Annotated in this window: 22 protein-coding genes; 3 read left to right on the forward strand and 19 right to left on the reverse strand. The window is 63.2% G+C overall.

The annotated features are described in order from the left end of the window. Positions 1 to 74: 74 nt before the first annotated feature. Positions 75 to 1,592, reverse strand: coding sequence for a S10 family peptidase (locus NKI21_RS21345; RefSeq protein ID WP_352442162.1), 1,518 nt, complete (start codon positions 1,590 to 1,592; stop codon positions 75 to 77). 153 nt (positions 1,593 to 1,745) lie between these two features. Here NKI21_RS21345 and NKI21_RS21350 point away from each other — a divergent pair, with 153 nt between their 5' ends. Next, positions 1,746 to 2,453, forward strand: a complete 708-nt coding sequence (locus NKI21_RS21350) for a helix-turn-helix transcriptional regulator (protein WP_352442163.1) — start codon at positions 1,746 to 1,748, stop codon at positions 2,451 to 2,453. Positions 2,454 to 2,526: 73 nt separating this feature from the next. Here the strand turns inward: NKI21_RS21350 and NKI21_RS21355 are convergent, their stop codons facing one another. Together NKI21_RS21355 and aguA are read right to left on the reverse strand one after the other, a co-directional pair. Continuing rightward, on the reverse strand, positions 2,527 to 3,621 hold the full coding sequence (locus NKI21_RS21355; RefSeq protein WP_352442164.1) for a polyamine ABC transporter substrate-binding protein: 1,095 nt from the start codon (positions 3,619 to 3,621) through the stop codon (positions 2,527 to 2,529). A gap of 45 nt (positions 3,622 to 3,666) precedes the next feature. Then, entirely contained in the window at positions 3,667 to 4,773 is a 1,107-nt protein-coding gene (aguA, locus tag NKI21_RS21360) for an agmatine deiminase (RefSeq protein WP_352442165.1), read from the reverse strand. A 202-nt stretch (positions 4,774 to 4,975) separates the two neighbouring features. Between aguA and NKI21_RS21365 the strand changes: the two genes are divergently transcribed. Next, complete coding sequence (locus NKI21_RS21365) at positions 4,976 to 5,482, forward strand: OsmC family protein (protein WP_128303063.1); 507 nt, start codon at positions 4,976 to 4,978, stop codon at positions 5,480 to 5,482. A gap of 3 nt (positions 5,483 to 5,485) precedes the next feature. Here the strand turns inward: NKI21_RS21365 and NKI21_RS21370 are convergent, their stop codons facing one another. From NKI21_RS21370 to rpsF, 16 genes are all read right to left on the reverse strand, one after another. Next, entirely contained in the window at positions 5,486 to 5,707 is a 222-nt protein-coding gene (locus NKI21_RS21370; protein ID WP_013532531.1) for a hypothetical protein, read from the reverse strand. Between the two features lie 167 nt (positions 5,708 to 5,874). After that, positions 5,875 to 6,504: a hypothetical protein gene (locus NKI21_RS21375; RefSeq protein WP_128303064.1), complete on the reverse strand. Its 630-nt coding sequence runs from the start codon at positions 6,502 to 6,504 to the stop codon at positions 5,875 to 5,877. A 135-nt stretch (positions 6,505 to 6,639) separates the two neighbouring features. Further along, positions 6,640 to 7,380, reverse strand: coding sequence for an SDR family NAD(P)-dependent oxidoreductase (locus NKI21_RS21380; RefSeq protein ID WP_352442166.1), 741 nt, complete (start codon positions 7,378 to 7,380; stop codon positions 6,640 to 6,642). Between the two features lie 44 nt (positions 7,381 to 7,424). Continuing rightward, positions 7,425 to 8,894, reverse strand: a complete 1,470-nt coding sequence (gene purF, locus NKI21_RS21385) for an amidophosphoribosyltransferase (RefSeq protein WP_013532528.1) — start codon at positions 8,892 to 8,894, stop codon at positions 7,425 to 7,427. A 104-nt stretch (positions 8,895 to 8,998) separates the two neighbouring features. Next, entirely contained in the window at positions 8,999 to 9,658 is a 660-nt protein-coding gene (locus NKI21_RS21390; protein WP_352442167.1) for a CvpA family protein, read from the reverse strand. Between the two features lie 63 nt (positions 9,659 to 9,721). Next, positions 9,722 to 11,125 carry a DNA repair protein RadA gene (radA, locus tag NKI21_RS21395; RefSeq protein ID WP_023813748.1) on the reverse strand — a complete coding sequence of 468 codons (1,404 nt, stop codon included), beginning with the start codon at positions 11,123 to 11,125 and terminating at the stop codon, positions 9,722 to 9,724. Positions 11,126 to 11,356: 231 nt separating this feature from the next. Beyond that, a complete protein-coding gene (locus NKI21_RS21400; RefSeq protein ID WP_127261333.1) occupies positions 11,357 to 12,847 on the reverse strand; it encodes a replicative DNA helicase in 1,491 nt (496 codons plus the stop codon). Between the two features lie 226 nt (positions 12,848 to 13,073). Further along, on the reverse strand, positions 13,074 to 14,303 hold the full coding sequence (locus tag NKI21_RS21405; RefSeq protein ID WP_352867176.1) for an RNA polymerase sigma factor: 1,230 nt from the start codon (positions 14,301 to 14,303) through the stop codon (positions 13,074 to 13,076). Then, the gene (locus tag NKI21_RS21410) at positions 14,300 to 14,665 is read right to left on the reverse strand and encodes a YciI family protein (RefSeq protein WP_128303068.1); all 366 of its coding nucleotides are present in this window, start codon (positions 14,663 to 14,665) and stop codon (positions 14,300 to 14,302) included. The genes NKI21_RS21405 and NKI21_RS21410 overlap by 4 nt, the downstream gene beginning before the upstream one ends. A 40-nt stretch (positions 14,666 to 14,705) precedes the next feature. Further along, positions 14,706 to 15,419 carry a DUF1428 domain-containing protein gene (locus NKI21_RS21415; RefSeq protein ID WP_352867178.1) on the reverse strand — a complete coding sequence of 238 codons (714 nt, stop codon included), beginning with the start codon at positions 15,417 to 15,419 and terminating at the stop codon, positions 14,706 to 14,708. A gap of 140 nt (positions 15,420 to 15,559) precedes the next feature. Further along, complete coding sequence (locus tag NKI21_RS21420; protein WP_023813754.1) at positions 15,560 to 16,531, reverse strand: small ribosomal subunit Rsm22 family protein; 972 nt, start codon at positions 16,529 to 16,531, stop codon at positions 15,560 to 15,562. Between the two features lies 1 nt (position 16,532). Beyond that, positions 16,533 to 16,856, reverse strand: coding sequence for a YnfA family protein (locus NKI21_RS21425; protein WP_023813755.1), 324 nt, complete (start codon positions 16,854 to 16,856; stop codon positions 16,533 to 16,535). A gap of 67 nt (positions 16,857 to 16,923) precedes the next feature. Then, positions 16,924 to 18,228, reverse strand: a complete 1,305-nt coding sequence (locus NKI21_RS21430; protein ID WP_023813756.1) for a cyclopropane fatty acid synthase — start codon at positions 18,226 to 18,228, stop codon at positions 16,924 to 16,926. Between the two features lie 301 nt (positions 18,229 to 18,529). Further along, positions 18,530 to 19,114, reverse strand: a complete 585-nt coding sequence (gene rplI / locus NKI21_RS21435; protein ID WP_127289263.1) for a 50S ribosomal protein L9 — start codon at positions 19,112 to 19,114, stop codon at positions 18,530 to 18,532. A gap of 221 nt (positions 19,115 to 19,335) precedes the next feature. Then, the gene (gene rpsR / locus NKI21_RS21440) at positions 19,336 to 19,584 is read right to left on the reverse strand and encodes a 30S ribosomal protein S18 (protein WP_006203718.1); all 249 of its coding nucleotides are present in this window, start codon (positions 19,582 to 19,584) and stop codon (positions 19,336 to 19,338) included. Further along, a complete protein-coding gene (gene rpsF / locus NKI21_RS21445; protein WP_013532520.1) occupies positions 19,584 to 20,084 on the reverse strand; it encodes a 30S ribosomal protein S6 in 501 nt (166 codons plus the stop codon). The genes rpsR and rpsF overlap by 1 nt, the downstream gene beginning before the upstream one ends. 453 nt (positions 20,085 to 20,537) lie before the next feature. On the opposite strand from rpsF, the gene NKI21_RS21450 reads away from it, so the two are divergent. Beyond that, positions 20,538 to 22,196 carry a pilus assembly protein TadG-related protein gene (locus NKI21_RS21450; RefSeq protein ID WP_352442173.1) on the forward strand — a complete coding sequence of 553 codons (1,659 nt, stop codon included), beginning with the start codon at positions 20,538 to 20,540 and terminating at the stop codon, positions 22,194 to 22,196. Positions 22,197 to 22,200 lie beyond the last annotated feature (4 nt).

Here is a 22,200-nt window from a genome sequence, read left to right on the forward strand (position 1 = left end):
ACCGCTGCGGCGCTACGCCAGCCCGGTGCTTATGTTGGGGCAGGGGTCCATGGCGAGTTGCACTGTCGCCAAGCCTATTGCGTCGCCTGGTAAAGCTCCGAAGCGGCCTCTTTCAGGGCGCGCCGACCATCGGATCGGAAATACATCATGTGCCCGCCCTCGACGACATCGAGACGGATAGGCTTGGCATTGGCGAGCGACGGGATCTGGTTCACCAGGTAGCGCGAGGCGAGGTAAGGCGTGACCAGGTCGGTGTAGCCGTTGACGATCACGACGCCGAGCGAGGGGTTCAGCGAGCGTGCTCGCTGCAGATCGTCCATTACCCCGGCATAGCCTTGCCGTGACGCGCTGGTCCCGTAGTCCCAATTATGGCTGATTTCGCCATTGAGCAGCCGATAGCTGACATCGGTGCGGAAATGCAGTTCGTCGCTGATATAGCCGACGAACGCCGACGTCAGCGCCGGCACGCTGCGGTCGAGCACCGGATCCGGGCCGGCGATGCGAGCGCTCTCGGGCGCGATGTCGGCCGTGCCGATCGTGGCGTCATAGGGGCTGAGCACCTTGCCGCTGGCGCGGGCGAACTCCCTTGCGAACAGGCCGGTGGGAATGCGGGCGGAGTTCCGCTGCACCAGGTCGAGCGGCAGGCCGGTGATGTCAGCCACGCGTTGACTGGCCAGCCGCCTGCCTTGCTCCAGTCCGCTGGTGAGCGCCGTAAGGTAATCGCCCATCGCATAATGTTCGACGTCTGCCAGCTTCTCCCGCAATGCATCGCCGCTGACGCCTTCGGCGCGCAGGCGCACCGCCGCCAGTGAAGGCAGTTCGAGCGCCCAATGCAGCGGCTCGAATTCGTCGGGCTGCACCAGCGTGAACTCCAGCGCCGGGGAGATCAGCACGATGCCGTTCGGACTGATGCCGATATCTTCCTGCAATGTCCTGGCGAGCAGCGCCGCGCGGAACCCGCCATAGCTTTCGCCGGCGAGGAACAGCGGCGACCCGGTGCGGCCGTTCTGCGCGAGATAGAGCCGGATGAAGGCGCCAATCGAGCTGGCATCCTGGTTGACGCCCCAGAAATCGCGCGTGTCCTGCCCCGGTGCCTCGCGGCTATAGCCGGTTCCCACCGGATCGACGAAGACGAGATCGGTCATGTCGAGCCAGCTGTCGGGATTGTCGATCAGTCTTTGCGGTGACGGCAGGAATTCGCCGTCGGCTCCCATTGCGATTATACGCGGGCCGAGCGCGCCGATGTGCAGATAGGCGGACGCTGCTCCAGGGCCGCCGTTGAACACGAAGGTGATCGGCCGCTGCGGGTCTTTGGCCCCGCTTGCCGGCGGCTCCAGCGTGTAGGCGACATAGAAGATCTCCGCCGTGACGTCGCCCTTGCCGGAAAGCAGCGACAGGGTGGCGGCTTTTGCCTGGTAATCCAGCTTTCTTCCGGCCAGCGTGATCGAATGGTTGGTTGTCTGCGGCGGCGGCAGCAGGGACAGAACGCCGCCCGAGGGCGCCGGCCGCTCCGCTGTTTCAGCCAGGACGGGCTGCGCCAGGACGGCAAGCATCGGCAGGATAAGGCAGATCAGTTTCAGCTTGACCGGCATGATGGCTCCGCGACAACGACTCCCGCATAGGTATGGCCGAGAGGTTCGAAGTCAAAGGAAATGGCTGTTTTGAACTTGTAACGGCTTGCGCTAGTGTGAGCCGGAATGCAGTCGAACGTTTCCCTCGATCAGTTTGGACGCTGGAGCGGCGGTGTGGCCGCTGCGGCCGTTGCCGCGACTCCCGAAGAATTGTCGGCTCGCTTCACGGCAGCGGCGAGCGAGTTGCTTGGCTCCGACCGCGCCTATGTCGGCTTTTACCGTCGCGATATCACGTCCCTGACCATCGACGATGCCGGCCCCGATCGCTGGAACCGCGACTACGATGCACGACTGTATCGCCAGGATCCCTTCTTCCAGAGGTTCGCCAGCACAAGGCAGGATTTCCTGTTGCCGCTGTCGGCACTCCGCAATGGCGACTTCCAGCGCACCCCCTACTATCGCGAATTCTTCGGCCCTTCCGACAGTTTCGACGAGATCACCGGTGTGTTCAATCTCGACGGGCTGACCGCTGGCTATGTCACTTTTCTCAGGCGAAACGGGGCAGAACCGTTTGGCGAGCAGGATCTGGCAACGGCTTGCGCGGCAAGCAGCGCGACAAGGCTCATTTTGGAAAGATTGCTTCATCTGTGCCGCTTCCGGCACAAGGGCGCCGCAATCGGTGACGCTCGCTCGCGGCTGAGCAGGCGCGAGGCCGAAATTGCGCGGCACTTGGTCGATGGTGGCAACGCCAAGACCATTTCGCGAAGTCTCGCCGTCTCGCCCGGCACCGTCCGCAACCACATCAAACAGATCTACCGCAAGCTCGGCGTGCACTCCCAGGTCGAGCTGCTGGCGACCCTCCGCGACGTCGCTCGGGATTGACGGCTTCCGAGCGGCGCTAAAAGCGCTACGCGCTTTCCCGGAAAAACCGCTGCGCACTTTTCCCGGAATTGCTCTATTGCCCCGTCACGATGCGCGTCCACATGCGGTTTTGTGATCGCAGCAGCTTTGGGTCGTTGTTGTCCACCACAAACAGCTTGGCCTTCACGGCATCAGACGGAAAGACGCCGGGATCGCTGGCTATCGCCTTGTCCATCAGCGGCAGAGATTCCGGTATCGCATTGGCGTAGGAGACATAGCTGGAATTGGCCGCGGCGATATCGGGCCGCAGATTGAAGTCGATCCAGGCCTGGGCGTTGCCGGGATGCGGCGCATCTTTCGGCACCGCCATCGTATCGAAGTTGATGAGCGTGCCTTCCCTGGGGATGGAATAGGCGATCTCCAGCTTCTTCACGGATTCCGCCGCACGGGTCCTTGCCTGGAGTATGTCGCCCGACCAGCCCAACACCACGCAGATGTCGCCGTTGGCGAGGTCGTTGATGTATTTGGACGAATGGAAATAGCGGATGTAGGGCCGCACCTTGCCCAGCAGGTCCTCGACCTTGGCGAGGTCGTCGGGACTGGTCGATCTGGGGTCGATGTGAAGATAGTTCATTGCCATCGGGATGACTTCCGCCGGCGCATCGATGATAGCCACGCCACAGTCGGAGAGCTTCTTGACCACATCGACGTCGAAGACCATGGCGAAGGAATCCGTCGGCGCGTCCGGCAGCCTCTGCTTCACCGCGGCGACGTTGTAGCCAATACCGTCGGTGACGGCCATATAGGGCACGGCATGCAGGTTCTGTGGGTCGGCGCCCGCGATCAGCGCCAGGGCCTGCGGATCGACCTTCGAATGGTTGGCAAGCTTCGATGTGTCGAGGTCCAGGAACGCCCCCGCCTTCACCTGGTTCTTAAGGAACGGATAGGCTGAGGGGTAGACCACGTCATATCCCGAGCCGCCGGTGAGCAGCTTGGTTTCAAGCACCTCGTTGCCGTCATAGACATCGTAGCGAACCTTGATGCCCGTCTCCTTCTCGAATTTCTCGGCCGTATCCGGCGCGATGTAGTCGGACCAGTTGTAGACGTTGACGATCTTTTCCTCGTCAGCCGAAGCCGCATTTGCGCAGATGCCGCAGGCAAGCAGGGTTGAGAAGATCAGAGCGCGCATAAATGTCCTCCGTTTTCGCTATCTGTTTTGGGCATGCCCCGTCCTTCAACGCCGTTGCGGGGCATAGACCGGCAAGGTGATGCAGGCGACATTGCCGCCGCCTAGCAGGATCTCGCGCGAGTTTTCGATACCGACTATTCGGTGATCGGGAAACAACTCGGCCAGCGTCTGCTTGGCCTTCACATCGAGATCGCAGCCGAACTGCGGTACCACCACGACGCTGTTGCCCGGATAGTAGTTGATGTAGCTCGCCGCGATCCGGTTTCCGGCCGGTCGCGCCCAGGTCGAATCCAGCCGGTCCACGCTGTCGCTTTCTTCCGGCGTCATCTCGATCGGCAAGGGGTGGGGCAGCCGGTGAACTTCCAGCGCGCGGCCGCGCGCGTCGCGGGCCGAACGCAACACCTCTTCGGCTTCTCGCACAATCTCGTATTGCGGATCCTCCCGATTGTCGGTCCAGCTCAGCACGACGACCTCGGGGCGCACGAAACAGCAGACGTCGTCGACATGACCGTCGGTCTCGTCGAAAGCGAGGCCACGTGGCAGCCAGATGACGGTGCCGACACTGAGATAGTCGCCAAGCTGGCGTTCCACCTCGGCCTTGCCGAGATGAGCGTTGCGATTTCGGTTGAGCAGGCATTGCTCCGTCGTGATGAGGGTGCCCTGGCCATCACATTGCAACCCGCCGCCCTCGGCGATCAGAGGTGCGCGGTAGCGATCCATGTTCTCGATTTCGAGCACTTTTTGCGCGGCCAGATCATCGAGGTCCCATGGCGCGTAGAGGCCGCCGTCAAAACCGCCATATGCGTTGAAGATCCAATCGACGCCACGCACGTCGCCTTGATCGTTGACGACGAAATTGGGGCCGCTGTCGCGCAGCCAGGAATCGTTGGTGGACATTTCCACGACGCGCACATGGCCGGGCAATCGCGCTCGGGCATTCTGCCACTGGCGAGCAGAGGCCGCCACCGTCACCGGCTCGCTTTGCGCGATCGCCCCGGCGACATCCGCGAACAGCTTTTGCGCGGGCTTGGCGCCGAGGCGCCAGGTGTCCGGTCGCTCCGGCCAGATCATCCAGCAGCCTGATTTGGGTTCGAATTCGCCGGGCGCGCGAAACCCATCCTGTTTCGGCCTTGTCGAGAGGGTACGGGGCATCTGGGGACCGCCGGGAAATGGAGTGATGACTTGCCCGGATCAGACGTTTTGGGACCTTGTCCGTCAATGTCCCATTTGGGATATCGGTGTTGGCGGCTGTCTCCTGTTGCGGAACGGCATTGCCTTCCCACGGTGATCGGCGCAAATCTCGACCGGACGGCGTATGCCGGTGACGCAAGCAGTCGACGAAAGGGGAAAGCGGATGGATGCGACCGAACTGAAGGCCATGCAGGCGCCGCTGAAGCAGGCCTATCGTGACGATGCTTCGCAGGCCCTGATCACGCTTCGCGCCAAGGGCTCGATCGACGACCAGTCGGTTGCCTGCAAGGTGGAGACGGGCAGGGCGCTCGCCATCGCCGGACTGCATCCGGCAACAGGCGGCTCAGGGCTTGAGCTCTGCTCGGGCGACATGCTGCTGGAGGCCTTGGTGGCTTGCGCCGGGGTGACGCTGAAGGCGGTGGCGACGGCGCTCGAGTTCAAGCTCGGCGCTGCCACGGTGGAAGCCGAAGGCGATCTCGATTTTCGCGGCACGCTCGGTGTCGCCAAGGATGCGCCGGTCGGCTTTCGCGCCATCCGGCTCAATTTCAACCTCGACACCGATGAGCCGCAGGAGCGGATAGACTCGCTGCTGAAGCTGACCGAGCGTTATTGCGTGGTATTCCAGACCATCAGCCAGAAGCCGGAGCTGACGGTGAGCGCGCGCCGCTGACGCTTACTGCGCTGACGGTTCTTCGGCGTCGCCCTCGTCAGTGAAGGGCGAGGCGCTCGGCACGCATTGCACCGACCAGCCGGCCGGTGTCGGCTGCTTCTGATATTCGGTGATGGCGGCGGTGCACTGTTCGCGTTTGTCGAAGGTGCTGGGCAGCACGACCATGCCGCCTTGCGGGCCGGCGATTACCAGATACCAGACCAACGCTGCTGCGGTCGTAGCCATGGGGATTTCCTCATTCTGCCAGTGGGCGCTTGTTGTGGGAGTCGCTGTGATCCTTACCAACTCCACGGAAATGACGAAAGCATGACGGCGGCGCAGCCTTCCATCGTCACATCACAGCCGCGTGATGGGACGATGGGTTCCAGCCCAAATTTCGAAGCCCAATCGGCTCAGTTGGTGGCAAAACAATAGAACAAGCCGTCGCCCCCGGTGCCCTTGAGCGCCTCCTGGCTGCAGCCGCCGCGCGAAGCGTGCGAGGAATTCCAGGATTTGGCCGCTGCCGAATCGTCGAGGCCGGCGCGGTCATGATGGCCCATCATAGCGGCGCCTTCCGCCCCGCTCATCGTCCAGTCGCCGCAGGTCTGGTCGGCGATCTTGGTGCCGTCGGGCTTGGAGCCGGTCAGCACGTCGTGGCGGTTGGGCGTGTCGCCGCGGCCGTTGACCGCTTCGCCTTTCTCGTTGAGCGCTGTCTGCTTGGTGATGCCGTTGGCATCGCTGTGCAACGAGGCGACATCGTCGGCGATCTTGATGCCCTTTGCGTTTACCCATGGCCCCTTGCCGATGCGGTCGCGGGCGTCGGTGTCGCTGGTCGACAGATAGGCGGCCCAACTTTTGCCGGTGACGCCAGCGGCTTCCGCCAGCGACGCGCAATGCGCGTCGGCGCCTTTGAGGCCGCCGAGGTCGGCACCCTTGCCGGAACCGACACTGGTAACGAAGAAGCTCATCTTGGCATCTTGCGAGTAAGCGGCGCCCGCGGCTGCGATCAGGGTGGCGGCGGTGGCGAGAAGCAGTCTACGCATGTCGGTCCTCCGGTTGGTCTTCGACGGGTTACATCAGAAGAAACGTTGCCGGAGGCCTGTTTAATCCCTACGCATGTCGCCTAAAAGTGTGCAGCGGTTTTTGGGAAACCGACATGCGTCAAAAAGGCTCTAGTTTTATTCCGGCTGGCGATAGGCGACGAAGCGATTGTGCTTGGCTTGGAAGATCAATCCGGTCTCTTTCAGCTCCGGGCTGGCCAGCGGCACGATGCGTTTGGCGATCTCGGCGGGGTGCGGCAACGTCTCGGGATCCTCGCCCGGCACTGCCTGGGCACGCATGGCGGTGCGGGTGGCGCCGGGGTCGGCGGCGTTGACCCGGAGCGGCAGGCTCTGCGTCTCATGCGCCCAGGAGCGCATCATCGTCTCCACCGCGGCCTTGGACGCCGCGTAGGGCGCCCAGAAGGCACGCGCCGAGTGCGCTGCGTTGGAAGATAGGATGATCGCTCGTCCAGCATCGGAGAGCCGCAGCAGAGGGTCGACCGAGCGGATCAGCCGCCAGGTCGAGGTGACGTTGATGGTCATCACCTTCTCGAAGGTTTTTGCTTCGACATGACCGATCGGCGAAATGACGCCGAGAACGCCGGCATTGGCGACGAGAATGTCGAGCTTGCCCCAGCGTTCGTGGATGGCGCCGCCCAGGCGGTCGATGCCGGCCATGTCGGCGAGGTCGAGCGGCACCAGTGTCGCCTGGCCGCCGGCCGTCTTGATCTGGTCGTCGAGCTCTTCCAGTCCGCCGACAGTGCGCGCCACCGCAATGACATGCGCGCCGGCGGCAGCCAATTCCTTGGCCATGAAATAGCCGATACCGCGCGAGGCGCCGGTGACGACCGCAACGCGGCCGGTAAGGTCGAGGGTCATGCGATGGATTCCGGGAATTTGACTAACGCTGATGACGGTCCGGCCTACGTCCCGCTCGTCGCCAGCAGCGACAGCGTGCGCACATTGTCGTGGCCTTCGAAGTCGAGCAGGCGGGTTGGATACTGGCCGGTGAAGCAGGCATCGCAGAATTGCGGCTGGTCGTTGTCGCGGCTGGCTTCGCCGACGGCGCGGTAGAGCCCGTCAATGGTGAGGAAGCCGAGCGAATCGACGCGAATGAACTCGGCCATCTCCTCGATTGACATGCGCGATGCCAGGAGCTTCGATTTCTCCGGCGTGTCGACACCGTAGAAGCAGGAGGCGCGTGTCGGCGGTGAGGCGATGCGCATATGCACCTCCTTGGCGCCGGCGTCGCGCACCATCTGCACGATCTTCTGGCTGGTGGTGCCGCGCACGATACTGTCGTCGACCAGCACCACGCGCTTGCCCTCGATCATGCGGCGGTTGGCATTGTGCTTCAGCTTGACGCCCATGTGGCGGATCGAATCGCCCGGCTGGATAAAGGTGCGGCCGACATAATGATTGCGGATGATGCCGAGCTCGAAGGGAATGCCTGCGGCCTGGCTGAAGCCGATCGCCGCCGGCGTGCCCGAATCCGGCACCGGCACGACGATGTCCGCCTCGACCGGGCTTTCAACCGCCAGCTCGGCGCCGATGCGCTTGCGCACCTCATAGACGTTACGGCCTTCGACCGAGGAATCCGGCCGCGCGAAATAGACATATTCGAAGATGCAGAAGCGGGTCTTCTGCGGTTCGAAGGGGAACAGGCTTTCAATACCCTTGGACGTGACGACGACCATCTCGCCGGGCTTCAGGTCGCGAACGAAACGAGCGCCGATGATGTCGAGCGCGCAGGTTTCGGAGGCCAGGATCCAGGCGCCGTCGAGATCGCCGAGCACCAGCGGCCGGATGCCGAGCGGATCGCGGCAGCCGATCATCTTCTTGGCCGTCATCGCCACCAGCGAGAAGGCGCCCTCGACCTGCCGCACCGCATCGATGAAACGCGAGTTCAAATCGCGCTCCTTGCTGGTGGCGACAAGGTGCAAAAGCGTCTCGGTATCGGAGGTGGAGGAGAAGATCGCGCCTTGCTTCTGCAGCGCGCGCTGCACGGTCATGGCGTTGGTCAGATTGCCGTTGTGGGCGACGGCGAAGCCGCCATCGGCCAATTCTGCGAAAAAGGGCTGGATGTTGCGCATGCCGGCGCCGCCAGTCGTGGCGTAGCGGGTATGGCCAATGGCGCGGTTGCCTTGCAGGCTGTCGATGACGCGCTGCTTGGTGAAGGTGTCGCCGATCAGGCCGACATGGCGTTCGACATGGAACTGGCTGCCGTCATAAGAAACGATGCCTGCCGCTTCCTGGCCACGATGCTGCAGCGCATGCAGGCCCAGTGTGACGATGGCTGCCGCGTCCTGCCGGCCGAAAATGCCGAACACACCGCATTCGTCGTGGAAATGGTCGTCGGCCTCGGCGGAAAGCACGTCGTCTGCGTCTGCCATCTTAAGCTCCGCTAAAATCGCCATATAATGCGGGTTCGCGCCGAAAGCAACGCGGGCCGTGCGGTCGTTCACACCATCGTCAGATCCTGACGTCGTTTTCGGCGTCAGTTTGCCGGTGCCGTCGGTGCCGGAGCGTTGTTGGCCGGTGGTGTTGCGTCATTGTCGTCAGGCGCCGGCGTGTTGGCATCGTCGCCGCCCGCCGGAGCATCCGCCGCCGGTGCGTCCGGAGCAGCTGGTGTCTCGGCGGCCGGCTGATTCGGATTGAGCTTCTTGAGGATCGCGTTTTCCGGATCCTCGGGCAGCAGGCTTTCGAGCTTGGCGCCGATCTGTTCGAGCAGCGGCCGCGACTTGGCCTCCGTGACCCAGGCTGGTGCCTTGGCACCGGCCAGCCAGTTGAAGAACAGCAGGGCGACGGCAACGACCAGGATGCCGCGCGCGGCGCCGTAAAGGAAACCGAGCGTACGATCGAGTGCGCCGATCCTGGAATCGATGATCCAGTCGGCTAGCTTCATGGTGATGACCGAGACGACGATCAACGCGATGATGAAAACCACGCCGGCGGCCGCCGCCATGGCGACCTTTTCATTCTCGATGTAGGGCGCGAGGTAAGGCACAACCGGCTTGTAGAAGAAGAACGCCGCCGCTGCCGCCGCTGCCCAGGAGACGACGGACAGGACTTCGCGCGAGAAGCCGCGAACCATGGCGAGCATCGCCGAGACCAGAGTGAAGCCGACGAGAATTCCGTCAAGCAGCGTAATCGGCATGTCTTTCGCCCCACTCCATGAGCCGCATTATAGCGCGGAGCATCGGGTTCTGGGTCCGATGCTCTAATCTTCTTCGTCCACGCGGCTTCGGCGTGAGCCGGCTATGCGTGCCACGAGGTCGGCAAGCTCGGTCGGCTGGAAAGAACCGGCCCCGATCCCCCCGGCCAGTTCCCCGCTGCCCGAGGGCAGAACCGCGCTTCCAAAACCCAGCTTTTCGGCTTCCTTGAGGCGCTGTTGCGCATGCGCAACCGGCCTCACGGCGCCCGAAAGGCTGATTTCGCCGAAATAGACGCAATCGGCGGGAAGGGCAAGACCGGTGAGCGAGGAAACCAGGGCGGCCGCCACTGCCAGATCGGCCGCGGGCTCCGAAATCCGGTAGCCTCCGGCGACATTGAGATAGACATCGTGAGTGCCGAAGCGCACGCCGCAATGGGCTTCGAGAACCGCCAGGATCATCGACAGCCGGGCGCCGTCCCAGCCGACGACGGCGCGGCGCGGCGTGCCGAGCGAGGAGGGTGCGACCAGTGCCTGGATCTCGACCAGCACCGGCCTTGTCCCCTCCATGCCGGCGAAAACCGCCGCCCCCGGCGATTTGGCATGGCGTTCGCCAAGGAAAAGCTCGGACGGATTGGCGACCTCGCGCAGGCCCTTGTCCGACATTTCGAAGACGCCGATCTCGTCGGTCGGTCCAAAACGGTTCTTCACCGTGCGCAGGATGCGATAGTGATGGCCGCCTTCGCCTTCGAAGTAGAGCACGGCGTCGACCATGTGCTCGACGACGCGCGGCCCGGCGATCTGGCCTTCCTTGGTGACATGGCCGACCAGCACGATCGCCGCCCCTGTGGATTTCGCATAACGGATCATCGCCTGGGCGGCGGCGCGCACCTGTGTGACGGTCCCAGGCGCCGAATCGGCAAGGTCGGTCCACAGCGTCTGGATCGAATCCAGGATGACGAGATCAGGCCGCTTGCCGTCGGCGATCGTCGCCAGGATGTCCTCGACATTGGTCTCGGCGGCAAGTTCCACCGGAGAAGAGGCGACGCCAAGCCGCTGCGCCCGCAGCCTGATCTGCGCGACCGCCTCTTCGCCGGAAACATAGACGATGCGATGGCCTTTTGATGCCAGCGCCGCGGCCGCCTGGGTGAGCAGCGTCGACTTGCCGATGCCGGGGTCGCCGCCGACCAGCAACGCCGAGCCGCGCACGAAACCGCCGCCGGTGGCGCGGTCGAGTTCGCCAATGCCCGAGATGATGCGCGGCGCGTCCTCGATATCGCCGGACAGCGTGGTCAGCACCACCGCGCGGCCCTTGCGGGCATTGCGCGTGTTGGCTGGTCCCGAGCCGATGCCGCCGGACGTGCCTTCCTCGACCAGCGTGTTCCACTCGCCACAGGCATCGCATTTGCCGGCCCAGCGCTGATGCACCGATCCGCAACTCTGGCAGATGAATTGGACGCGTGACTTTGCCATTACGTCGCCGCAGGCTGAAAATTGGGAAAGCGGGGCGTTCCTTCACACCCCCCTCTGTCCTGCCGGACATCTCCCCCGCAAGGGGGGAGATTGGCAGTTTTGACTACAGCACCATCTCTGCCACGTCGGCGATTGGCGAAATCGGTAACGACATCCAATCTCCCCCCTTGCGGGGGAGATGTCCGGCAGGACAGAGGGGGGTGTGACAGAGCGCGACGGTAGGTCAAAAAGCTACTCGAACCTTTCCGGCAGATGATGCTCCTCGGCGAGGTCGGAGAAGCGGGTGAACTCGCCCTGGAAGGCAAGGCTGACGGTGCCGGTCGGGCCATGGCGCTGCTTGGCGATGATCACTTCGGCCTTGCCCTGGACCTCGATCATCTTCGTTTCCCAGGCGAGGTGCTCGGGCGTGCCTTTCTCCGGTTCCTTGTTCTTGATGTAATATTCCTCGCGGTACACGAACAGCACGACGTCGGCGTCCTGCTCGATCGAGCCCGATTCGCGCAGATCGGACAGCTGCGGATGCTTGTCGTCGCGGCTTTCGACCTGACGCGAGAGCTGTGAGAGGGCGATGATCGGCACGCCCAACTCTTTGCCGAGTGCCTTCAGTCCGGTGGTGATCTCGGTGATTTCCTGGACGCGGTTCTGCGACGCCTTGGCGGACGAACCCTGCATCAGCTGGATATAGTCGATGACCATCAGGTCCAGCCCGCGCTGCCGCTTGAGGCGGCGGGCGCGCGCCGCGAGCTGGGCGATCGAGATACCACCCGTCTGGTCGATGTAGAGCGGGCGCTTGTGGTTCTCCTGCGTGTAGGCGACAAGCTTGCCGAAATCGGCTTCCGTCAAATCGCCGCGCCGGATTTTCGAAGATGGTATCTCGGTCTGCTCGGAGATGATGCGGGTGGCCAGCTGCTCCGACGACATTTCGAGCGAGAAGAAGCCGACGACGCCGCCATTGGCCGCCTTGACCGAACCGTCGGCCTGCTGGGCAGGCTCATAGGCGGCCGCGATGTTGTAGGCGATGTTGGTGGCCAGCGACGTCTTGCCCATGCCTGGGCGGCCGGCGATGATGATCAAATCGGATGGCTGCAGGCCGCCCATGCGGTGGTCGAGATCGCGCAGGCCGGTGGCAATGCCGGATAGGTGACCGTCGCGCATGTAAGCCGCACTGGCCATGTCGACGGCGTTCTTCAACGCATCGGAAAAACTCTCGAAGCCGCCATCGTAGCGGCCGTTTTCGGCCAGCTCGAACAGGCGGCGTTCGGCGTCCTCGATCTGTTCGCCGGGCGCCATGTCGACCGGCGCGTCATAGGCGATGTTGACCATGTCCTCGCCGACGGTGATCAGCGCGCGGCGCGTCGCAAGGTCATAGATGGCGCGGCCATAGTCGGTGGCGTTGACGACGGTAACGGCCTCCACCGCCAGCCGCACGACATATTGCGCCATCGTCATGTCGCCGACTTTCTCGTCGGCCGGCAGGAAGGTTTTTAGCGTTATCGGCGTCGCGACCTTGCCCATGCGGATGAACTCGGACGCCACCTCAAAGATCTTGCGGTGCAGCGGCTCGTAGAAATGGCTGGCCTTGAGGAAGTCCGAGACGCGGTAGAAGGCATCGTTGTTGACCAGGATCGCGCCGAGCAGCGCCTGCTCGGCCTCGATGTTGTTTGGCGCTTCACGATAAAGCGGTGTTTCCGCGACGCCGAATTTTCGCGCTGCTTCTGCCATGATGTCCCCGATTTCGATCCCGGCTTCTCGATATCAGAACGTGACAAGTCCATGCTGACTTATCTGCACCAGTGCCTGTCCAATCAGCTTTGATACCCGCGATTCACAGCCGAGTTTTTTCGGTGGAAAGAATCACAATTGACTCGAATCGAAAGAACGATTGTAGCGCATCTACAGGGAGAACAAAACGGGAAAACAAGAATGGTGCCCTGTGCAGCCATCCCGCTCAAAGCTGACCGAGTCGCCCCTCGATGAACCGGCGTTCCGCCGGTTGCCGGGTCAACTCGATCGCCCGCCGGTAGGAGGTCCTTGCCGCTTCGGTCAAGCCAAGCCTGCGCTGCATTTCTGCTCGCGCCGCGTGCGCCAGATGGTAGCCGTCCAGCCCGCCTTGTCCCATGGCCGCCTCGATTGCCGCCAGTCCGGCCTGCGGGCCGTCGCGCATGCCTATGGCCGCGGCGCGGTTGAGTGCCACGACCGGCGAGGGGTCGACGCGGCCGAGCACATCGTAAAGCGCGACGATTTGTACCCAGTCGGTCTCCGCCGTGCCTGCCGCCTCGGCGTGGACGGAAGCAATGGCCGCCTGCAGGATGTAAGGTCCGATGCGGCGCGAGGCGATCGCCCGACCGATCAGGCCGTCGGCCTCGGCGATCAGCGAACGGTCCCACAGCGTGCGGTCCTGATCCTCTAGCAGGACAAGGTCGCCGCTGGCGTCGACCCGCGTCGCGCGCCGCGCCTCGTGCAGCAGCATCAGGGCCAGCAGCCCTTGCGCCTCCGGCTGGTCGAGCAGTTCGACCATCAGCCGGCCGAGCCGGATCGCCTCGGCGCACAGATCGGCCCGCGTCAGGTTCGGCCCCTCGGTTGCCGCGTAACCCTTATTGAAGATCAGGTAGATCACCTGCAGCGCACTCTCGAGACGCGCCGGCAGGTCGTCGCGGTCCGGCACTTCGTAAGGGATGGCCTCGTCGCGGATCTTCGCCTTGGCCCGCACGATGCGTTGCGCAATGGTCGGTGCCGGCGTCAGATAGGCGCGGGCGGTCTCTTCGGTGGTCAAACCACCCACTTCGCGCAGGGTCAGGGCGATGCGTGCATCCGGCGCCAGCGCCGGATGGCAGCAGACGAAGATGAGCCGCAATTCATCGTCCTGGATGTCTTCCGGCATGGCCGGCTCCGGTGTCGGCTCGGCCAGAGCCGTGAGCTCGGGCAGAGCCCCGGCCAGCCGCGCTTCCCGGCGCCAGCGGTCGATGGTCCTGAAGCGGCCGGCCGAGACCAGCCAGGAATAGGGATTGGCCGGCACACCCTGGCGCGGCCATTGTTCGGCGGCAGCAGTGAAGGCCTCATGCAAGGCCTCCTCCGCCGCGTCGAAACCGCCGAGCAGGCGGATCAAGGTCGCCAGCACGCGCCGCGCCTCGGTGCGGTAGGCCGCCTCCAGGGCGTCGCGCGGGCCGGCGGTGCTCACAGGACCGGCGGCGGCTGGCTGAAGTCGACGACCGGACGGACTTCGATAAAGCCGATCGTTGCCAGCGGATGGCCGCTCGCCACCCGCACCGCTTCATTGAGATCACGGGCTTCGATGACGATGATGCCGCCCAGGATTTCCTTGGTCTCCATGAACGGGCCGTCGACCGAAGACATCTTGCCGTCGCGGACCTGCACGGTCATCGCCTCTTCCGGCAACACCAGGGCCTCGGCGGTTACGAAGTGGCCGCTGGCCCTGAGCACCTCGTCATATCCGGCGCATTCGGCCAGCACGGCGTTGGCTTGCGGGCTGCCGCCGAACAGCGTCTTGGGGTGGTAGTAGATGAGACAGGCATAACGCATGGTGGGTTTCCTTTTCCAGGATTGTCTAGGGTTCTTGGGATCAGGCGTCGAGGATCGGTGCGAAGCCGCCGTGGACCCGGCGCTGGTTGTCGTAGGGCATGGTGTCGGCATACATGCGCGGATCGGCAATCACCTTCTTCCAGGCGTCGTCACGCACCTGCTTCGACGGCCATTCGACCCAGGCATAGACGACAACCTCATCGCCCGTCGCTTTCACGGCGCTGCGGTAATCGGTGATCTCGCCGTCGGGAACATCGTCGCCCCACGCCTCGACGACGCGGGTTGCGCCATGTTCCTTGATCACCGCGGCCTGCTTCGCCGCCACGGCAAGGTAGGCTTGCTTGTTGGCGGCCGGCACCGGCACCAGCGAGCCATCGATATAGCCGGTCTTGCCGGTCGTGTTCAGGTCGATGAACGGCGTGAAACCGCCGATGATCATGCGCTTGCCGTCAAAGGGCATGGACGCGCCGATCTCCGCCATGCGCGGGTCGCTCATCATCGTCTGATAGGCAGCGTCCGCCGCCGCCTTGTCCGCGTATTCGTGCCACGAAAAGGTGATGACCTCATCCGGCTTTGCCTTCACGGCTCCCTTGAAGTCGGTGATCTTGCCGCCGGGCACGTCGTCGCCCCATCCCTCGACCATCCGGGTGGTGCCGAACTCCTTCAGCATCGATGCCGCCTTGGCGACATGCTTGCGATAGGCTTCCTTGTTGGCGGCGGGCACCGCGGCGACAAATCCTGCGATATAGCTCATTGCGTCTCTCCTGTTGGCTGATGCCGTTTGACACTCTTGGCGTCTCGAAAGATCCGAGAACGCCAATGGTCGAACGGCACGGCCTGGATTCGACATCGCTCCGAATTTTTCTTCGGAGCGGTTCGAAACGCCACTGCCGCCTATTCGGAACCCAGCCTGTCGCCCCAGTCCAGCCGCCGGGCGAGCTTGAAGTCGGCGCCGTCGCGCTTGGTGAACAAGCGCTCGGCGGCGGTACCGTCGTCCTGGCAAAGCTTGAGCAGAACCTTGCCGGAGCCGGATTTCGGCGGCGCAAGAACCCGCGCCTGGTGCGAAGTGGGCCGTTCTCGGGAAGCCGCGACATAGATGAACTTCTCGTCTTCCCACGGCACGTCGGCATCCTTGGCCAGCCGATGCAGGCGCGAGCGGGCGACGCGGCGGGAAAAATGGCACCAGTCGGGCTGGATCAGCGGGCAGGGCGCCTGATGCGCGCAAGGCGCTAGCACATGCGCGCCCGCCTCGATCAACTGCCGGCGCACGGCAAGGATGCGCTGCCAGCCGGCAGGGGTGCCCGGCTCGACCACAAGCAGCGTGTCGGCGGTGAGTTGCCAGAGGCGGTCGATGAGCTTCGGCAGTGATGCGGGAGCGATTTCATCGAGCACATAGGCGCAAGTGACCAGATCGGCCGACTTGAGGTCGGCAAGGTCGATGGTGGCATCACCCGCCAGCCACCTCGTCTGGGCGGCAATCGCACCGGCGGCAAGTGTCTCGCCGACCTTGCGTACCGCCGCACTGGCTTCGAACAACACAGCCTGTTCGAGATCGGGCCACAGCTCAGTCGTGGCCCAAAGCGCAGTACCAGGACCTGCGCCGACATCGAGCAGGCTCTTGGGTTGGAAGGCGGGCTTGGCATCGCTCAGCGCATCGAGACTGGTGCGGATCGCGGCATAGGTCGCCGGCAGCCGCGTCGCCAGATAGGCTTTCACCGCCAGATCCTCGGCCATGTGCAGACGGCCGTCGCGCAATTCGGCACGATAACGGTCGGACAGCGTTTTTGCCGCTTGTTTGAGTACAGCCAGCGGAACGTTTTCGAGCAAGCGCTCGACACCTTGGCGAAGGGATGCCGGCAACTCCATCTCACGCGCCCCGCGGGACGAGAAGGATCACGGAAGCGCCGGCAATGCAGAGCGCCGCGCCGGCAAAATCCCAGCGGTCGGGGCGCACGTCCTCCACCAGCCACAGCCAGCCAAGCGATGCCGCAATGTAGATGCCGCCATAGGCGGCGTAGGCGCGACCGGCGGCTGACGTGTCGACCAGCGCCAGCAGGAGGCCGAACAGGGCAAGCGAGCCGAGGCCGGGAAGAAGCCAAAGCGGCGACTTATCCAGCCGCCACCAGGCCCAGAACGAAAAGCAGCCGGCGATCTCGGCCAGAGCGGCGGCGGCATAGAGGACGTAGGTCATGAAAAAGGTCCCGCGACGGTCACGGGACCTTTTTCAGTGCAGGCGCCGGCAATGGCAAGCGGCAATGCTATTCCTGGTCCGCAACCTTGCGGCGACGAGCCGGCTTGGCGGTCGGACTCTTTTTGACGGGAGCCGTTTCACGATGCCCCATATCGCGCATCTCGAGCGCCTTTTCGCATTTGGCCATGTAGTCGCGCGACATCGGCAGCGTATCGTTCTTCTTGGTGATCTGGATCTGGAAGATGACCAGGTCCTGCCAGCGGAAGGCGGCTTCCGAGGCCGCCAGATAGAATTCCCACATGCGGCAGAAGCGCTCGTCATAGATCGCCTTGGCCTTGTCGCGGTTGGCAGCGAAGCGCTCGCCCCAGTGCTTCAGCGTATCGGCATAGTGGAGCCGCAGGATCTCGACGTCGGTGACGACCAGGCCCGACTTTTCGATCGCCGGCATGACTTCCGAGAGCGAAGGGATATAGCCGCCCGGGAAGATGTATTTGCGGATGAATGCGCTGGTCGCCCACGGCACGCCGGAACGACCGATCGTGTGCAACAGCATCACGCCATCGGGCTTGAGCAGCGTCGCGCTCTTGTCGAAGAACGTACGGTAGTGGTTGACGCCGACATGCTCGAACATGCCGACCGAGACGATGCGATCGAAACGCTCGTTGAGTTCGCGGTAGTCCTTGAGCTCGAAATGCACGCGGCTTTCCAGCCCTTGCGCGTGCGCCCGGTCGGTGGCGACGCCATGCTGCTCGGTCGACAGCGTCACGCCCTGCACGTCGACGTCGAACGCTTTGGCGAGGTAGAGGCCAAGCCCGCCCCAGCCGGAGCCGATGTCGAGCACCGTCTGGCCGGCTTTCAGCCGGAGCTTGGCGGCGATGTGGCGCTTCTTGGCGGCCTGCGCTTCGTCCAGCGTCATGTCCGGCTGCTCGAAATAGGCGCAGGAATACTGCATGTCCTGGTCAAGGAAGAGCCGGTAGAGGTCGCCCGACAAATCGTAGTGGCGCTGCACGTTGCGGCGCGAGCGCGAGGCGGTGTTGATCTGCTGCAGGCGGCGGAAGGCGTGGCGCAGCCCTTCGATGGCCTTCGACCAGGTGGCGTCGATGCCGCCGCTGCCCATATTCTGGAAGGCGATGCGCATCACGCCCAGCACGCCGCCTTCGAGGATGTCGAGTTCGCCGTCCATGTAGGACTCTGGCACTGCCAGCATCGGATCGAAGGTGATGGCGCGCTCGGCATGCGCCGTCTTGATATGCATGTGCACCGGTTCGCCGCTGCCGTCGCCGAAAATCACAGCCGAGCCCTTGGGGCCGGTCACCTTGAGATTGCCGGTGCGCACCAGGCGGTCGAGAACGCGCTTCAACAGAATATTCATGACCAAATGTCCCCTCTCGGCCAGACAGGCTGCCTTGGCGCGTGACCGCGAAAATCGGTATCGATTTCGCCGGGGGTCTTGCGCCGAACCAAAGTTGCACAGCGTGCTTTGCGCGGCCAAAGGACGCGCTACGCCATAGTCTGCAACAATATATAGGGGTTCGAAAAGTTCCATTTGGCACAAAAATGCCCGGGCGAGAGACCCGGGCATTGGTCCAGCATGGCTGGATGACGGCAAAGTGATCGGAGCTTGGCTTTAAGTCGTGATCAGCCCATGGCTCCAATCGTCTTGCGAAGTGTGATCAGGCGTTGTCTTCGCCGCCCTCGAACTCGGTGTTCGGATCGAAGAAGTTCTCCGGCCGGGCGTTGTCGTTGATGTCGTCGCCATAGATGGCTTCGGCAGTGGTCAGTGTCTCGCCCTTGGCCTGGCGCTCGGCTTCGTCGGCCGTGCGGGCGATGTTGAGCGTGACGGTGACCTCGACTTCCGGATGCAGCGCGATCGCCACATTGGTGACACCGATGGTCTTGATCGGCTGGTTGAGCAGGATCTGGTTGCGGTTGATCGAGAAACCTTCCGCCGTCAGCAGATCGGCGATGTCGCGGGTCGAAACGGAACCGTAAAGCTGCCCGGTTTCGCCGGCGGAGCGGACGGCGATGAAGCTCTTGCCGTCGAGCTTTTCGGCGATCTGGGCCGCTTCCGACTTGCGCTCGAGGTTACGGGCTTCGAGTTGGGCGCGCTGGCCTTCGAACTTCTTCTTGTTGGCTTCGTTGGCGCGCAGCGCCTTGCCCTGCGGCAGCAGGAAGTTACGGGCAAAGCCGTCCTTGACCTTGACGGTGTCGCCCATCTGGCCGAGGCGGGAAACGCGTTCGAGAAGAATGACGTCCATGGTTTTGTTCCTTCGGTTGGGCGCCAATCAATCGATGAGATCGACGCCGAATGTCTCTGGAACAGGTCAGGAAGCTTGAGCGCCCGGGGGCGCTGGTGTCGCTGTCCTGCCTGTCGCGGCAGTTAGAGGTTTTTGACCTCAACCCGGGATTTGATGTCCAACCCTGCGGCGCCCGTCGCCGTGGGAGAGGAGCGGGCGGCGAGCCGCCCGCATTGACGCTATTAGCGAACCACGTAGGGCAGCAGGCCGAGGAAGCGGGCGCGCTTGATTGCCTTGGCGAGTTCGCGCTGCTTCTTCTGGCTGACGGCGGTGATGCGCGACGGCACGATCTTGCCGCGCTCGGAAATGTAGCGCTGCAGGAGACGCACGTCCTTGTAGTCGATCTTGGGCGCGTTGGCGCCTGAGAACGGGCAGGTCTTGCGGCGGCGATGGAACGGGCGCCGGGTCGGGATCTGATTGATGTCGACCATTATTCTGCACCCCCTTCAAAGCCTTCGCGCGGACGGCGCGGACCACGATCGGCACCGGCGTCGCCGAACGAGCGCGGCGGACGATCGCCACGGTCGCCGCGATCACGGTCGCCGAACGAGCGCGGGCCACGATCGCCACGGTCGCGGTCGCCGAAGCCGCCGCGTTCCGAGCGCTCTTCGCGCTTCTGCATCATGGCCGACGGGCCTTCCTCATGCGCCTCGACCTTGATGGTCAGGAAGCGCAGCACGTCTTCGGACAGGCCCATCTGGCGCTCCATCTCGTTGAGCGCGGCCGCTGGGCAATTCAGGTCCATCAGCGTGTAGTAAGCCTTCCGGTTCTTGTTGACCCGGTAGGTGAGGGACTTCAGTCCCCAATTCTCGACCCGGCCGACGGACCCGCCATTCGCGGAGATGACACCCTTGTACTGTTCGACAAGAGCATCGACCTGCTGCTGCGAGAGGTCCTGCCGGGCAAGAAACACATGTTCGTAAAGAGCCATTATGTCTTATGCCTTTCTTCGTTTCTCTCCCGGTTCCCGGCGGCAAAAGCCTCTGCAACTTCTCTGACCCGCAAACCCTCGAAGGGGCAGGGGGAAGAAAGGAGCATAACGAGACGGTCGAGAGCGGAGACACGGGAGGCGGAAGCACTTCCGGCTTCACACGAAGGTTCTAAAAAACCTCCGGCCCTCCGTTCAGCCCCCAGCAAGGACCGGCAGATTGCGGGCGTCTATATAGCAATCCGACCGTAAAGCAAGGGCAAGCGGCATTCCCGTGTGTCCCACGTGACGATCGGGGAGCAGCAACGGCGGAAGTTGTGGTTTCCGGGAACCACGTCTTAACCACACTAGAAGGTTGTGTGGAGTTGAAGCCCAGCCGTCAACGGTCGATTCATCATGGAAGGCGCAAAAGCCCGGACGACCGCACAAAAGCGGCAAGCATTTCCGGGGGTAAGGATGCTTCTCGACAAATTCTGGCGCTCGAAGAGCGGCAATTTCACGCTTGTGCTGGCACTGGGTTTGCCGGTCATCCTGACAGCAGTCGCTTTCGCAACCGATGTCTCGACCCTTATGCGGGCCAAGAGCAATTTGCAGAACGCTCTCGATTCGGCAAACCTTGCTTCCTCGCACCTTGGCGATCTCGACATCACCCGCAATGACGCTTTCAACCGCTATTTCCAAGCCAACATCGTCGGTCATGGCGAGCTCGGCAATGCGCAGGCGACGTTGACTGTCGACAAGGGCGTCAACTTCGTCAAGACAAAGGCGGTTGCCTCGGCGGACGTCAATCTCAACTTCGCCTTCCTGTTCGGCGACAGCAAGCGCATCGTCGTCGATGCCTCGGCGGTCGAATCGAACAACCAGCTCGAAGTCGTGCTGGTGCTGGACAACACCGGCTCGATGGCCGGCGCGCGCATGACGGCGTTGAGGACGGCGACAAAATCGTTGCTCGACACGCTCGAAGCGGCGAAATCGCCGACGCGCAAGATCCGCGCCTCGCTGGTTCCTTTCGTAACCGCTGTCAACGTCAATGGCGACGGCTTCGATCCGTCCTGGATCGACATGGACGGCAAGTCCTCGACCAACGGCGTCAATTTTCCCGTCATCGACGGCAAGCGACCGAACCACATGGCGCTTTTCAAACAGCTCAAGAAGACCGGATGGACCGATGCCGGATGGAATGGCACCGGATGGAAGGGTTGTGTCGAGGCGCGGCCAGGCGCTTACAATATCTCCGACACGCCACCCGACACGGCCAAGCCCGACACGCTGTTCGTGCCGTACTTTGCGCCGGACGATCCCGAAGACGCCCAAAAGCCGTCTGGCGCCTATGGCAATTCGGACAAATACTACAACAACTCCTACCTCAACGATGTCAGCGACAAAACCAGGCTTGCCCAGTCGGGCATCAACATTCTGGGCATCGATCTCAGCAACCTGCTCGGCAACCTCATCGACCTTTTGTCACCCGATGACAGGGCTGCCAGGGAAAAGATCGCCAAATATGTTGCGCCCGCCAAGGAACTCATCACCGAGACCGGCTCTCCCATCACTATCGGCCCGAACCGTGCGTGTCCGACCCCGGTGGTCGCCCTGACCGACGATTTCGACAAGCTGCGCAAGGCAGCCAGTCAGATGACCGAGTGGAACGGTTCGGGCACCAATGTCTCCGAGGGCCTGTCATGGGGTATGCGGGTGCTGTCGCCCGCCGCGCCCTACACCGATGGAGCGCCGTGGAAGACGCCCGGCATCAGCAAGATCGTGCTGTTGCTCACCGACGGTGAGAACGTCGTCTATGGCGCCAGCCAACAGCCGACGAAGTCTGACTACACATCATATGGCTATCTGGCCGGCGGTCGTTTCGGATCGGATAACCAGACGACGGCGGCACGCAACGTCGATGGCTGGACCAAAAGCGTCTGCACCCAATTGAAGGACCAGGGCGTGCAGATCTACACCATGGTGCTGCAGTCCGACACCGCAGCCAACCGTGCGCTTTACAGCGCCTGCGCCTCTGATCCGAGCGGCTATTATGCAGTCAACGATCCGACCAAATTGCCGGACGTCTTCCAGCAGATTGCCAACAAGTTCTCAAAGCTGCAATTGACGAACTAAAGGC

The sequence above is a fragment of the Mesorhizobium sp. M0715 genome, assembly GCF_040320355.1.
Lineage (GTDB): Bacteria > Pseudomonadota > Alphaproteobacteria > Rhizobiales > Rhizobiaceae > Mesorhizobium.

Bases quoted from the DNA above. Each gene is read 5' to 3' on its own strand.
- rpsR (WP_006203718.1), bottom strand. From the start codon at position 19,584: ATGGTCGACATCAATCAGATCCCGACCCGGCGCCCGTTCCATCGCCGC.
- NKI21_RS21450 (WP_352442173.1), top strand. From the start codon at position 20,538: ATGCTTCTCGACAAATTCTGGCGCTCGAAGAGCGGCAATTTCACGCTT.
- NKI21_RS21380 (WP_352442166.1), bottom strand. From the start codon at position 7,380: ATGACCCTCGACCTTACCGGCCGCGTTGCGGTCGTCACCGGCGCCTCG.
- radA (WP_023813748.1), bottom strand. From the start codon at position 11,125: ATGGCAAAGTCACGCGTCCAATTCATCTGCCAGAGTTGCGGATCGGTG.
- NKI21_RS21370 (WP_013532531.1), bottom strand. From the start codon at position 5,707: ATGGCTACGACCGCAGCAGCGTTGGTCTGGTATCTGGTAATCGCCGGC.
- rplI (WP_127289263.1), bottom strand. From the start codon at position 19,114: ATGGACGTCATTCTTCTCGAACGCGTTTCCCGCCTCGGCCAGATGGGC.
- NKI21_RS21390 (WP_352442167.1), bottom strand. From the start codon at position 9,658: ATGCCGATTACGCTGCTTGACGGAATTCTCGTCGGCTTCACTCTGGTC.
- NKI21_RS21415 (WP_352867178.1), bottom strand. From the start codon at position 15,419: ATGAGCTATATCGCAGGATTTGTCGCCGCGGTGCCCGCCGCCAACAAG.
- NKI21_RS21410 (WP_128303068.1), bottom strand. From the start codon at position 14,665: ATGCGTTATGCCTGTCTCATCTACTACCACCCCAAGACGCTGTTCGGC.
- NKI21_RS21400 (WP_127261333.1), bottom strand. From the start codon at position 12,847: ATGGCAGAAGCAGCGCGAAAATTCGGCGTCGCGGAAACACCGCTTTAT.
- purF (WP_013532528.1), bottom strand. From the start codon at position 8,894: ATGGCAGACGCAGACGACGTGCTTTCCGCCGAGGCCGACGACCATTTC.
- rpsF (WP_013532520.1), bottom strand. From the start codon at position 20,084: ATGGCTCTTTACGAACATGTGTTTCTTGCCCGGCAGGACCTCTCGCAG.
- NKI21_RS21425 (WP_023813755.1), bottom strand. From the start codon at position 16,856: ATGACCTACGTCCTCTATGCCGCCGCCGCTCTGGCCGAGATCGCCGGC.
- NKI21_RS21345 (WP_352442162.1), bottom strand. From the start codon at position 1,592: ATGCCGGTCAAGCTGAAACTGATCTGCCTTATCCTGCCGATGCTTGCC.
- NKI21_RS21420 (WP_023813754.1), bottom strand. From the start codon at position 16,531: ATGGAGTTGCCGGCATCCCTTCGCCAAGGTGTCGAGCGCTTGCTCGAA.
- NKI21_RS21375 (WP_128303064.1), bottom strand. From the start codon at position 6,504: ATGCGTAGACTGCTTCTCGCCACCGCCGCCACCCTGATCGCAGCCGCG.
- NKI21_RS21430 (WP_023813756.1), bottom strand. From the start codon at position 18,228: ATGAATATTCTGTTGAAGCGCGTTCTCGACCGCCTGGTGCGCACCGGC.
- NKI21_RS21355 (WP_352442164.1), bottom strand. From the start codon at position 3,621: ATGCGCGCTCTGATCTTCTCAACCCTGCTTGCCTGCGGCATCTGCGCA.
- NKI21_RS21365 (WP_128303063.1), top strand. From the start codon at position 4,976: ATGGATGCGACCGAACTGAAGGCCATGCAGGCGCCGCTGAAGCAGGCC.
- aguA (WP_352442165.1), bottom strand. From the start codon at position 4,773: ATGCCCCGTACCCTCTCGACAAGGCCGAAACAGGATGGGTTTCGCGCG.